Source organism: Shewanella sp. BF02_Schw (assembly GCF_014596695.2).
Classification (GTDB): domain Bacteria; phylum Pseudomonadota; class Gammaproteobacteria; order Enterobacterales; family Shewanellaceae; genus Shewanella.
The window spans coordinates 463,318-476,019 of the sequence record NZ_JABKAW020000003.1 but is presented as its reverse complement, the minus strand read 5'-3'; the positions used below and the strand labels follow the sequence as shown (position 1 = coordinate 476,019).

The following is a 12,702-nucleotide window of genomic DNA, read 5'->3' as shown; positions in this document are numbered from 1 at the left end:
TTTACACTTCCTCACGTAAATAAAGTGGCAAAATAATATGGAAAATAGCCCCACCGTGTATGGCATTCTCGACAGTAATAGAACCTTGCATAGATTCGATAATTCGCTGCGAGATGGACAATCCTAAGCCTAGTCCTTGGCGCTCACTGGTGGTGTAGTAAGGTTCAAAAATTTTATTCATTTGGCTTTCTCTCACGCCTGGGCCACTGTCTTGAATGCTTATATTGACCTTGCTGTCGCAATAAACTTCGATTTGTAATTGTCGCTCTGTAGATTGCTGCATTGCGACGATAGCATTACTAATAAGGTTAACCAGTACTTGTTGTAATCTGACGCTGTCGCCCCATATTTGGCATTTGCCCGTTAATAATTTCAGCGACAATTTAACACCTTGTTTGTCCATTTCAGGTTGAACAATGGTAAGTGCTTGCTCAATTGATTGATTAATTTCGGTGGCGTTGTCTTTACCCTGAGATTTACGTGTAAAGCTTTTAAACTGACCAATAATATCTGCAAGCCTATCGGTTAGCTCTATCATGATTTTGATATTGCTGCTGGCATCTTCAATCATATTACGGCCAATGAAGGTTTGAGTGTTTTGTGCGTAACTGCGCAGTGCTGCCAGCGGTTGATTGAGCTCGTGGTTAATGCTGGCTGACAGGCTACCTATGACCGTAAGCTTTGCCGCTTGGATTAGTTCGTCTTGAGTGTCTTTTAATTGGGTGTTGGCTTGTTCAAGATCCAATGTACGCTCTTTTACTCGTTGTTCGAGTAGATTTTGAGCTTGGTGCATTCTGCGTAAATTTTTACGGCGCTCAATGCTGTAAAGTATAAAAAGTGTTAATAATAAATAGAGTGTGGCCGCCAATAGCATTATTGGCGGTAACGATTCATATAAGGGCTTCATTGGAGTAAGAATATGAACGTTCCAATTAGCATTGGGCATCAATTGGTGACGTTCAAGGTATTTTGCGTGGCCTTCAGCTGATGATATTTTATATACCTGTTTAGTATCGGAATTGCCGAGCATAAAAAGAGGGCTTACACTAAGCTCACCAATGGGCCGGTTGGCATAGCGTTTTGATGAATTTAGAGCAAAACGTTTAGCCTGTGTCAGTGGTGTTAATGAATTAAATCGCCAACTATTAATGCTTGAAAGAAACACTATATTGTCTGGATCGCTGATCATAAACTCATATTGGCTTGCGATGGCAATACCACTACTTTGTTGTTCAATCAAACTTATATCAACTTTTACAACCACTACACCCAATACCACGCCTCTATGATATACCGGATTAGCAAAGTAGAATCCGCGCTTATTTGATGAGGTACCAACTGCATAATATCGTCCAGACTTCCCTGATATCGCATCGATAAAGTAAGGCCTAAATGAATAATCATGATTAATAAAAGAGTTTGGTACATCCCAATTACTGGCGGCAATAGCCACGCCAAGCGCATCGGTGAGGTAAATGTCTGACGACTCAGTGACTTGCTGTAATTCAGATAAATAAGCGTTGAGCTTTTCGATTGTTTGAGGATTGCGTTGATCAAGTAACCCTTGTTCTAAGATGGGGTTTTGTGCAAGTACTGCAGGAATATTTTCGTAGTGTGAAAGGGCGTTATCAATAAAAATTACCAGTTCATTAATTTGCTTTTCAGATTGCTCAGCAATGGACGTTGTGCCTTGTTCAAGTAAATACCAATATGTAACTCTAAGGGTCAGTAATAACCCGATAATGAGCATCATGCTCATTACAACATTTCGTTTTTTGGTAGTCGAGAATGAAAGCATGCATATTCCCAATCGATAATGATTATGATGATTATTGAGCATAAGTAAAAAAACGAGCCTTAATAAATTAAGGCTCGTCTATAATACGCGAATTATCAAGTTAATAGCCGTTTAATTTGTCTATGTATTCGGGTAAAAATAGAGAAATTTGTGGAATATAGGTAATCAACATCAAGAAACCGAGTAACAACACTAACCAAGGAAGGCACGATTGAATTACCCACCCCATACTTTTTCCTGTTATCCCTGCGGTGACAAACAGATTGAGCCCTACAGGCGGTGTGAGCATGCCTATCTCCATATTGACCACCATAATGATGCCTAAGTGAATAGGATCGATACCTAACTGGGTTGCGATAGGGAACAAGATTGGCGCCATAATCAACAGAATAGCTGAAGGCTCCATAAAGTTACCCGCAGCTAATAACAGTAAGTTGACGATAATCAAAAAGCCCCATGCGGGTAATCCAAATCCGACAATCGTTTCGGCGATAATGTGCGGAATACGTTCGGTGGTTAATACATGGGCAAACAGCATGGCATTAGCAATAATGAACAGCAGCATAATACTGACTTTAGCGCCATCACGTACTACATGACGGATTTCTTTGTCGGTAGGTGTTTTAATAACGCCAAGTAACATGTGCCCTATGTTACGTAATGAGGCTCCCACTAAAGACTCATGTTTATTTCGCCAAGCGACATTTTTAAGAGGGCCAATATCACGATAACCAAATACAGCAATAAAGTAAGCATATACACAAGCTACTGCCGCAGCTTCAGTTGGGCTTGCTACACCACCGTAAATAGAACCTAGCACAATCAGAATGAGTGCTAAACCACCCATCGCTTTAGCACTTGATATCGCTAATGCTTTAACGCCAGGAAAAGGACGTGAAGGCAGCTTTTTAATCCGAGCAACGATATAGATGGCCAGCATTAAAATACAACCCATCATTAAGCCTGGTATTAAACCGGCCATAAACATTCTAGCTGCAGACACTTCTGTCGCGGCTGCATAAACCAGCATTACAATCGATGGTGGAATTAAAATGCCTAATGTACCCGACGTAGTGATAACGCCTGCTGCAAATTTTTCTGGATAACCTGCACGCACCATACCAACAATAACAATAGAGCCAATAGCCGCTACAGTAGCTGGTGATGAACCCGATACCGCTGCAAATAGCATACAAGCCATCACTGATGCCATGGCAAGACCACCGCGGATATGACCTACGCTGTCCATCGCAAAGTCAATAATACGTCTTGCTACGCCACCAGTAGACAAAAATGCCGATGATAGAATAAAGAATGGGATTGCCAATAAAGTGTAGTGTTCTGAAGTCGACTCATACAGTTTTAAAACAATCGAAGCGAGCGAATCATTTGAAAATAACAAAATAGTCAGCATGCTTGAAAAGCCTAAAGCAATGGCAATAGGCATACCAATCATCATGCAAATAAACAAAGCAATAAATAGTGTTGCTATAGTCATTATTTCGCGTCCTTATCATTTTGTTGTTCTGATGATGTGGATAGCGCAGATTCATCGATTAAATGCATGCTGTCTTTAGCTTCATCGGCCAGTTGGAAACCAACAGCTTTATTGCGCAAAATAGCGATAAATAATTCTATAAAACGCCATGTGAGCATTGAAAATCCGATAATTAAAATACTTTGAGATAACCAAATAGGAACAGCGCCATCTTCTATATCGATGCGCAATGTTTCCCAAGCAAAATCTGGATCTAATTGATGAATAAACCACGCAGGAAAGTCGATGTCTTCCATTGGAATACCAATTTGGTACATTTGGCTTAGGTAGTCCCAAGCTCCTTTTAAAAACATTCCGCAGTAAATAATGCAACACAGGCACGCAAAGATAGCGACCGCTTTCTGTGGCTTACCAGATAGCTTAGACACAAACGCATCAACACCAATATGTGCTCCTACTTTCACGCCATAGGACATGCCAAATAGTACAAACCAACCACAAAGAGTAAGGGTCAGTTCTTGGATCCATAAAAAACCGGTATTAAAAAAGAAACGGGCAATAACTTCGCCAAAAACCAGCAACGTCATTAATGTAATTAATAAATTAAGGAACCCTTCTTCAAAATAACCAAATAGTCTTGAAATCACGGTCATACTCCTTGAATAAAAAAAGGTGGTACTGATGCAAGAATGCGTTCAGTACCACGTCAAGTACGGAGACTATTTAGTATTTGCAGCTTGAGCGGCATCAATCATGTCTTTACCAATTTGATCTTCAAACTTAGCCCAAACTGGTTTCATAGCGTTAACCCATTGCTGGCGTGCAGCAGGCGCTAACGTGACTAATTCAGAGCGCTTAGAATCAATAATGGCTTGTCTATCTTGATTATCTTTTTCAGCCGCAATTTTGTTACCAAGTGCGATAGCTTCGTCTAGTGATGACTTAAAAATAGCTCGTTTATCGGCGGGTAGACCTTTCCAGAAGGTATTTGAGGTCACTACCATGTAATCTAAAACGCCATGATTACTTTCTGTTATGTGACTTTGTACTTCATAGAATTTCATTGAGTAGGTATTTGACCAAGTGTTTTCTTGACCATCAATGGCGCGTGTTTGTAGCAGAGTAAACACTTCTGAAAATGGCTTTTTAACAGGAATCGCGCCAACTGCATCAAATTGAGCTGCAATCACATCAGATGCCATAATACGGAACTTTTTGCCGTTAGCATCTTTTGGTAATGCCAATGGATCGTTCGCTGAGAATTGCTTCATGCCGTTGTGAAGATAACCTAGACCAACAAGGCCTTTACGGTTCATTGCGTTTAATAATTTTTGGCCTGAATCTGACTGCTGAAAACGATCAACTGCTGCCATATCTTCAAATAAGAAAGGTAAATCGAAAATCTGTAGTTTTTTGGTAAAACGCTCAAACTTAGATAATGATGGTGCTACAAATTGCACATCGTTTAGGAGTAGTGCTGCTAGCTCATTGTTATCCCCAAATAACTGTGAGTTAGGAAATACGTTAACAACGTATTCACCAGGTAAACGCTGCTCTATTAATTCTTTAAACTTAAGTGCCATTTGTCCTTTTGGTGTGTTTTCTGCAACAACATGCGAAAATTTAATTTCTACAGGTTCAGCAAAGACATTAAAACTCGCTGCCAGAATAGTAGCAATTGTTGCTAGTTTAGCAATTGATTTGAGTGGGCGTGTAAAGGTACTGGTGGATTTTTTCATAATAATTAACTTCCTTTTTTTAGTGTTATATTTTCCTCAAGGTGGTGACTTGTCCCAGAACAAGTACGCCATAAACGCTTTATGAGGATAGATCAAACATAGCAAGCATTAGGCCAGAATGTTATTTATTTGTAACTCAATGAAATATATTAACTTTAATTTAATAAGGAAACCGGAGAGCGATTTTATGTGTGGATTGTCACACAGTAGAAAAGGGGTAATGGGTGGAATGTCGCACATTGTCATTGATCGTGATGTGAAGAGAGTATTTATGACTAGCAGAGTAATAATAGTTTACATGGACTTAATTAAAACAAGAAAGAAATAAAAATTAGACATAAAAAAACCACCTTTCGGTGGTTAATTTGTGAATGCAATATATGCATTAAATACCAAATAATTGGTGGAGCTACACGGGATCGAACCGTGGACCTCTTCACTGCCAGCGAAGCGCTCTCCCAGCTGAGCTATAGCCCCAAATTCTAGCTGACTAAAACTAAAATTTGAAAAATATGGTATCCCATAGGGGATTCGAACCCCTGTTACCGCCGTGAAAGGGCGGTGTCCTAGGCCTCTAGACGAATGGGACACATTTGATACGTTATACTCTGCATCGAGTGAATACTCATTGGTGTCTGTAGGCTAAACATCAATGCTAATTATCTACTTAAAGACTGTTAAGTAAGTGGTGGAGCTACACGGGATCGAACCGTGGACCTCTTCACTGCCAGCGAAGCGCTCTCCCAGCTGAGCTATAACCCCTCTTACTTAATGCTTTTGGATATGCTACTAGAAAAAACTAACATCATGTCTCAACTGCGAGGCGCATTCTATGCAGCATACCCAAAAGTGTCAACTCGTTTTTTAGGAATTTATTCTATCTGCTACAAATTCAATCGCTTTGGATATTCTTTGTGCAGATCTTTCTTTTCCGATTAAGAACAAGGTTAAATCTAATGCAGGAGACTGTCCTGCGCCAGTAACCGCAACGCGTAAAGGCATACCTACTTTACCCATGCCGACATCAAGTTCTGTCGCTGTCGCTTCAATAACGTTGTGAATATTCTCTACGCTCCAATCATTTAGTTCAGATAACTTTTGATTGAACAATGTTAAAGGCTCTAGTGCCACGCCACGTAAATGCTTCTTAGCTTGGGCTTCATCAAAATCAGCAAAGTCTTCATAGAAGTAACGACTTGAAGCAGCTAATTCTTTTAATGTTTTCGCACGTTCAGATAATGCTGTAACAATTTCAGTTAACGCTGGACCATTACTAGTATCAATTTTCTGATCATCCATATGCCATTGTAAATGTGATGCGACATAAACAGGATCGAGAGACTTGATATAATGTTGGTTTAACCAAATGAGCTTATCAGTATTAAAAGCTGAAGCAGCCTTATTGATATCATCTAACTTAAACAGCGTTTTCAACTCGTCCATTGAAAATATTTCTTGATCGCCATGAGACCAACCTAAGCGAACAAGATAGTTTAATAGTGCTTCTGGTAGATACCCGTCATCACGGTATTGCATAACGCCCACAGCACCATGACGTTTAGATAGCTTAGCGCCATCGTCACCTAGAATCATCGACACATGTGCATATTCAGGGATCGGTGCGCCTAATGCTTTAAGGATGTTGATTTGGCGTGGCGTGTTATTGATATGATCTTCACCTCGTACAACGCAGGTAATACCCATGTCCCAGTCATCGACTACAACACAGAAATTATAGGTTGGTACGCCATCAGTACGCTTAATGATTAAATCATCAAGCATGTCGTTAGAAATTTCGATTCGACCACGAACGTGATCATCAAATATCACACTGCCTTCAATTGGGTTTTTAAAGCGAACAACAAAAGGCTCATCAGTATCACGAGGTGAGAGGTTACGACAACAACCGTCGTATTTCTGTTGCAAACCTTGCGCCGCTTGGTCTTCACGCATGCTCTCAATGCGTTCACGCGAGCAATAGCATTTGTATGCAGTGCCTTTGTCTAGCATTTGCGCAATAATTTCATTGTAACGATCAAAACGTTTAGTTTGGTAATAAGGACCTTCATCCCAAGTCAAACCTAACCAGTTCATACCGTCAAGAATGGCATCACATGCTTCTTGAGTTGAACGTTCAATATCAGTGTCTTCAATACGAAGTACAAATTCACCGTTGTTAGCACGTGCGTGCAACCATGAATAAAGTGCTGTACGAGCACCACCTACATGAAGAAAACCAGTTGGACTTGGAGCAAAACGCGTCTTAGTAGTCATAATCGGACACTAACCTATTTATAAACGTCTAAAGAAGACAAACAAAAAAATGTGCCGCTATTCTAACAGTCAAACCCAGCAGTTGAAATGGCGGACTTTCAAACCTCGGGAGGTTTTTGGATTTTCTTTATTTTTGATCACAATCCCTTGTTCAACAAAGCATCAAAGCGAACAATTTTAGTCCGACTGACATTATTTTAAATAAAAAGCGTTGACAGGTTTTGCTTGCCCCCTATAATACGGCCCCACACAGCGAGGTCGATTAGCTCAGCTGGGAGAGCACCTCCCTTACAAGGAGGGGGTCACTGGTTCGAGCCCAGTATCGACCACCATATTTTATTTATGGATTATAACTGTTAATTATATCCCAGGTCGCTTAGCTCAGCTGGGAGAGCACCTCCCTTACAAGGAGGGGGTCACTGGTTCGAGCCCAGTAGCGACCACCATATAATTAACTAAACTATTGTGTAGAGTCCCAGGTCGCTTAGCTCAGCTGGGAGAGCACCTCCCTTACAAGGAGGGGGTCACTGGTTCGAGCCCAGTAGCGACCACCATTTCTCTAATAGATTGGTGGACTCAAAGTAAAATATCCCAGGTCGCTTAGCTCAGCTGGGAGAGCACCTCCCTTACAAGGAGGGGGTCACTGGTTCGAGCCCAGTAGCGACCACCATATTTTACAATGTTAAAAGAATTGATATTCCCAGGTCGCTTAGCTCAGCTGGGAGAGCACCTCCCTTACAAGGAGGGGGTCACTGGTTCGAGCCCAGTAGCGACCACCATATTTTATTTCTGTATTATCCCTTGATATGCCTCAAAGTTTTACCAAGCAATCCAAGCAATCCAAGCAATCCAAGCAATCCAAGCAATCCAAGCAATCCAAGCAATCCAAGCAATCCAAGCAATCCAAGCAATCCAAGCAATCCAAGCAATCCAAGCAATCCAAACAATCCAAACATTCCAAACCATTTAATGTGCTACTCTCAGTTTTTTGTGCCTGTTTTTATTCCTATGCATAAAAAAGCCACTCAAATTTGAGTGGCTAATGCTCATTACTCAACTGTAAGCGTCCGGCGAACTACGTCTTGTCTAGCCTAACCTGCCAGGGTAAGAGACTGTTGAGGTCACAATCAGGGTAGGATAATTGTTCTAAGCAGTGTTCGATGTAATCGAACGGGATGAGTCCATTCGCTTTAGCCGTTTCTATGATGCTGTACAAAATTGCACTCGCCTCAGCGCCGCGATGGTTGTGATTGAATAGCCAGTTTTTACGCCCTATCACAAACGGTTTTACTGCCCGCTCTGCACGGTTGTTGTCGATATTGAGGCGACTGTCTTGCGTGTAACAACTCAGCTTTGACCATTGATTGAGGCTGTAATGGATGGCTTTGCCTAGCGGACTTTCCTTTGATACTTGCAGCACTGATTTATCCAACCATTGCCTAAATAACCCCAGCTGAGCACGTGAGTGGGTGCGCCTAAAATACAATCGCTCTTCCAGGCTCAGTGCTTGTATTTGGGTTTCAATACGGTACAGCTTGGCTATCATGCTCAGCGCCATATCCGCTTTACTGATTTTGCCTACTTTGGGCTTGCCTTGTGCTATTAGCGCTTCTTTGAATTTACGCCGCGCATGAGCCCAACAACCGACCAGTTTATTGTTTGCCTGCTGATAAGCCGCGTAACCATCGACTTGTAAATAACCATTAAATACCGTTTGCTCAGTGGCAAGAAAACGGCTCACGCAGGTGCCCGCGCGGCTACCGTCTTGATAGTCGTACAGTACTATATTGCGCAAACCTTGATATCGAGGCTCAGTGCTTGGTTTATCCGCGCCAGCGCAATACACCCACATGTAGGATTTCACCCGCTCATCGTTAATCACTTTGAGCGTGGTCTCATCGGCGTGGATGACATCTTGTGTTAATAAATGGTGGTGGAGTAAATCATATAAGGGCTTGAACAGCGCTGCAGATTTCATCATCCAATCCGCCATGGTTTGCCGGCTTAAGGCGATACCATGTTGCTTGAACAGTGTTTCTTGCCGGTAAAGGGGTAATGCGTACTGATATTTACTGGTAATGAGCTGGCTTAACAAGCTTGGCGTCGCCACGCTTTTAGGGATAGGACTGACTGGCACGGGCGCTTGTTTGATATTGGCCTGGGTTCCTTTAGTCTCACAATGCTTGCAGCTGTATTTTAATCTAACGTGCTCAATCACACTGATTTGCGCCGGAATAAACTTCAGCTTCTCACTACTGTCTTGGCCCATTAACGCCAGCTCATGACCACAGCACTCACACTGCTTATCTTCATCACTAATATCATGGATAATCACTTCACGTGGCAGGTCTTTAGGCAGTAATTTACGCTTGGCGCGCTGTTTAGGTGACACTGGCGCGTCAGCATCTGCTGTTAATTCAACAGGCTCATCAACCGTCACTTCTGCTTCGTTAAACAACTCACCTTGATAGTCATGGCTTTCACTGCTGGCGCCAAAACGTTGTTGCTGTGCGAGGCGGAATTGTTCAAGCAAACGCTGCACAGAGTGTTTAAGTTCGGCGATTTCAGCGTCTTTCAACTCGATAACATTATCTTTAGCCGCCAGCGTCTCAAGCAATAATTGCTTAAGTAAATCAACGTCGTTGGGTAAGTTATCAGGGCTTAATTTCATGGTGTTATTATATCAAATATCCCATTAAATAAGGCTAAAGCAGTGATCTAATTATCGAAAACAGCCTTCGCAATGGCGATCAATTAACTGTAATTCAAGCCGTTCACATGCTGATGACCCAATACATCAAAGCCAGATAACAGCCAATGAAACTGTTGCTCAGATAAACTCAGGCACTCATCAATACTTTTCGTCGGCCACTTAAACTTATCCTGCTCGAGGCGTTTGTACCAAAGTGCAAAGCCGGTGTTATCCCAGTAGAGGATTTTTAATTTATCACGGCCTTTATTACAAAAGACAAACACACTGCCGTCGCTGGCCTGTAAGGATAATTGCTGCTCAACGATAACAGCTAAGCCATTTATCGATTTACGAAAATCCACCGGTGCACGGTGCAGATAAACACACGGAAGCTCACGAAACATCAACATGCTTGTAGGCCTTTTATAATCTCCAGCAGGTATCGTGCAGGCAAGGTGCTGGGGAAAGTCCATAAACCGGTTTGATGCTGAAAATGGATAGCCTGCCCTGAAGCGGAAGGTTGAGCTTGGGTTGTCATCGCTGTCGGCGATGTCACGGTAGCCTTAACAAACGGCGCTATCTGTTGGGTGCCCGTTTTAGCCATGTCCGCTTTGCGGGCGTAAAACCCACTAAGACTAAGCTTGTGCACACGACAAAAATTTGAAATCGTTAAGCCGCTAGCGGATTGCTGTTGTATCAAAGCAGCCCAATCTTGATGTGAACGTGTAGCCATGTTAACTCCTGATGTCATTATCAGTCGTTAAGATAAAGGCTAGATGAGTGCAGTTGAAGACGTACTTGCCCGGACGCATACACTCAACTTTCGATTAATCTAACCCTAAAAATCCGCCAGTTTGATGGGCCCACAGTTGTGCGTATATCCCTTTGGCATTAATCAGTTCTTGATGAGTACCTTGTTCAACAACACAGCCTTTATCTAATACAATGAGTCTATCCATAGCTGCAATCGTTGAAAGTCGATGTGCTATCGCAATCACTGTTTTACCTTCCATCAATTCATACAACGACTCTTGAATCGCTGCTTCGACTTCAGAATCTAATGCTGAAGTGGCTTCATCAAGCAATAGAATTGGCGCATTCTTAAGTAATACTCTTGCAATGGCGATCCGTTGACGTTGTCCACCAGACAGCTTAACGCCGCGCTCACCCACTTGGGCATCAAGCCCTTTGTTACCAAAGGGATCCGTTAAATTGTCAATAAACTCTGCAGCTTGTGCTTGAGTTATCGCCGCTATTAATTTTTCATCACTGGCATGTGGATCACCGTACAGAATGTTTTCACGGATCGAACGATGTAATAACGACGTATCCTGAGTCACCATACCAATATTTGCCCGTAATGAGTCTTGGGTTATATCCGTTATAGGTTGATCATCAATCAATATTTGGCCTTTTTCAACATCATGAAAACGCATCAATAAGTTGACTAAGGTCGATTTTCCTGCACCAGAACGTCCTACAAGACCGACTTTCTCGCCCGCTTTAATATTCAGATTTAGTTGCTCAATGACGCCGGTTTTTTCACCATAATGAAAGCAAACCTGATTGAAGTCGATTTTACCGTGGTCAACAACAATGTCTTTTGCATCGATTTTATCTTGGATAGCAATGGGTTTTGATAAGGTATTCATACCATCGGTAACGGTACCAATATTTTCAAATAGCGAACTGATTTCCCACATAATCCATTGTGACATTCCATTCAAGCGTAACGCTAAACTCACCGCAATCGCAATGGCACCAACCGTAATCGCATTGTCTGCCCATAACCAAATAGATACAGCCGCAATGGTGAACGCTAATATGTAATTAATGATTTGTACTAAAACATTAATGATCGTTACCAGACGCATTTGGCCATAAACGGTTTTTAAGAAACGCGTCATACTATCTTGGGCGTAGTCAGCTTCTTGAGTCGTATGCGAGAACAGCTTTACGGTTGATATGTTGGTATAACTATCGACAATACGGCCGGTCATTGTTGAACGAGCATCGGCTTGTTCTGTCGATATTGCTTTCAGCTTTGGAACGAGTTTCCATTGAATCAACACGTAAGCCGCTAACCAAACGAGCATGGGTAACATTAAACGAACGTCAGCAGTGGCAATCATGACCAACATCGAGGTGAAATACACCAAAATGTACATCAGTACATCCAGTAGTTTCATGACCGTTTCACGTACAGCAAGCGAAGTTTGCATTACCTTTGTGGCGATTCGTCCTGCAAAATCATCTTGATAAAATGAAATACTCTGCTTGAGTAAATAGCGATGTGCTTGCCAACGAATAGCCATGGGGTAGTTACCCAAAAGCGTTTGGTGCACGATAGAAGCATGCAACCAGACAACCAGAGGGATGACGACTAAGACAATTACTGACATGGTAATTAACGTTGTACTTTCATCTTGCCACAATGTTTGCGGATTTTTGGTGACTAACCAATCTACCAGTTGCCCCATAAAACCAAACAGTGACACTTCCAACATTGCCATTATGGCTGTCAGTACTGACATGATAATTAAAGGTAAACCAAACCCGCGGGTATAATGACGACAAAATGCGTACAGGGTATTGGGTGGCTGAGTTGGTTCTTCTTGTGGCAATGCTTGGGTCAATGATTCAAAAAATTTAAACATCTAATGCTCTAACTTAATGGTGAAAATTCTGCTGACTAGGATAA

10 protein-coding genes and 8 tRNA genes are annotated in these 12,702 nt (G+C 42.0%); 5 read left to right on the top strand and 13 right to left on the bottom strand.

The annotated features are described in order from the left end of the window. Nucleotide 1: 1 nt before the first annotated feature. The 8 genes from HNW13_RS14695 to gltX form a co-directional block, all read right to left on the bottom strand. Nucleotides 2-1,798 (bottom strand): ATP-binding protein, encoded by a 1,797-nt coding sequence (locus HNW13_RS14695; RefSeq protein ID WP_192116307.1) that lies wholly within the window; start codon nt 1,796-1,798, stop codon nt 2-4. A gap of 100 nt (nt 1,799-1,898) precedes the next feature. Then, a complete protein-coding gene (locus HNW13_RS14690) occupies nt 1,899-3,296 on the bottom strand; it encodes a TRAP transporter large permease subunit (RefSeq protein WP_192116308.1) in 1,398 nt (465 codons plus the stop codon). Then, nucleotides 3,296-3,949 (bottom strand): TRAP transporter small permease, encoded by a 654-nt coding sequence (locus tag HNW13_RS14685; RefSeq protein ID WP_192116309.1) that lies wholly within the window; start codon nt 3,947-3,949, stop codon nt 3,296-3,298. Before HNW13_RS14685 ends, HNW13_RS14690 begins: the two co-directional genes overlap by 1 nt. 66 nt (nt 3,950-4,015) lie before the next feature. Beyond that, nucleotides 4,016-5,035: a TRAP transporter substrate-binding protein gene (locus tag HNW13_RS14680; protein WP_182744755.1), complete on the bottom strand. Its 1,020-nt coding sequence runs from the start codon at nt 5,033-5,035 to the stop codon at nt 4,016-4,018. A 401-nt stretch (nt 5,036-5,436) separates the two neighbouring features. Beyond that, nucleotides 5,437-5,512 (bottom strand) — tRNA-Ala (locus HNW13_RS14675). Nucleotides 5,513-5,548: 36 nt separating this feature from the next. Next, nucleotides 5,549-5,624, bottom strand: a tRNA-Glu gene (locus HNW13_RS14670). Nucleotides 5,625-5,721: 97 nt separating this feature from the next. Then, nucleotides 5,722-5,797 (bottom strand) — tRNA-Ala (locus HNW13_RS14665). A gap of 102 nt (nt 5,798-5,899) precedes the next feature. Continuing rightward, nucleotides 5,900-7,309 carry a glutamate--tRNA ligase gene (gene gltX, locus HNW13_RS14660; protein WP_101086558.1) on the bottom strand — a complete coding sequence of 470 codons (1,410 nt, stop codon included), beginning with the start codon at nt 7,307-7,309 and terminating at the stop codon, nt 5,900-5,902. Nucleotides 7,310-7,565: 256 nt separating this feature from the next. On the opposite strand from gltX, the gene HNW13_RS14655 reads away from it, so the two are divergent. The 5 genes from HNW13_RS14655 (at nt 7,566) to HNW13_RS14635 (ending at nt 8,088) form a co-directional block, all read left to right on the top strand. Beyond that, nucleotides 7,566-7,641: transfer RNA gene (locus tag HNW13_RS14655), tRNA-Val, on the top strand. Nucleotides 7,642-7,679: 38 nt separating this feature from the next. Then, a tRNA-Val gene (locus HNW13_RS14650) sits at nt 7,680-7,755 on the top strand. A 32-nt stretch (nt 7,756-7,787) separates the two neighbouring features. Then, a tRNA-Val gene (locus HNW13_RS14645) sits at nt 7,788-7,863 on the top strand. Between the two features lie 40 nt (nt 7,864-7,903). After that, nucleotides 7,904-7,979 (top strand) — tRNA-Val (locus HNW13_RS14640). Nucleotides 7,980-8,012: 33 nt separating this feature from the next. Continuing rightward, a tRNA-Val gene (locus tag HNW13_RS14635) sits at nt 8,013-8,088 on the top strand. Nucleotides 8,089-8,128: 40 nt separating this feature from the next. Here the strand turns inward: HNW13_RS14635 and HNW13_RS14630 are convergent. The 5 genes from HNW13_RS14630 to HNW13_RS14610 all read right to left on the bottom strand — a co-directional run bounded on the left by HNW13_RS14630 (nt 8,129) and on the right by HNW13_RS14610 (nt 12,658). Beyond that, the gene (locus HNW13_RS14630) at nt 8,129-8,275 is read right to left on the bottom strand and encodes a hypothetical protein (RefSeq protein ID WP_208062899.1); all 147 of its coding nucleotides are present in this window, start codon (nt 8,273-8,275) and stop codon (nt 8,129-8,131) included. A gap of 109 nt (nt 8,276-8,384) precedes the next feature. Continuing rightward, complete coding sequence (locus HNW13_RS14625; protein WP_208062897.1) at nt 8,385-9,980, bottom strand: IS66 family transposase; 1,596 nt, start codon at nt 9,978-9,980, stop codon at nt 8,385-8,387. A gap of 83 nt (nt 9,981-10,063) precedes the next feature. Continuing rightward, the gene (gene tnpB, locus HNW13_RS14620) at nt 10,064-10,411 is read right to left on the bottom strand and encodes an IS66 family insertion sequence element accessory protein TnpB (protein WP_208062782.1); all 348 of its coding nucleotides are present in this window, start codon (nt 10,409-10,411) and stop codon (nt 10,064-10,066) included. Next, nucleotides 10,405-10,734: an IS66 family insertion sequence element accessory protein TnpB gene (locus HNW13_RS14615; protein WP_208062781.1), complete on the bottom strand. Its 330-nt coding sequence runs from the start codon at nt 10,732-10,734 to the stop codon at nt 10,405-10,407. The genes tnpB and HNW13_RS14615 overlap by 7 nt, the downstream gene beginning before the upstream one ends. Nucleotides 10,735-10,828: 94 nt before the next feature. Continuing rightward, entirely contained in the window at nt 10,829-12,658 is a 1,830-nt protein-coding gene (locus HNW13_RS14610) for an ABC transporter ATP-binding protein (protein WP_192116312.1), read from the bottom strand. Nucleotides 12,659-12,702 lie beyond the last annotated feature (44 nt).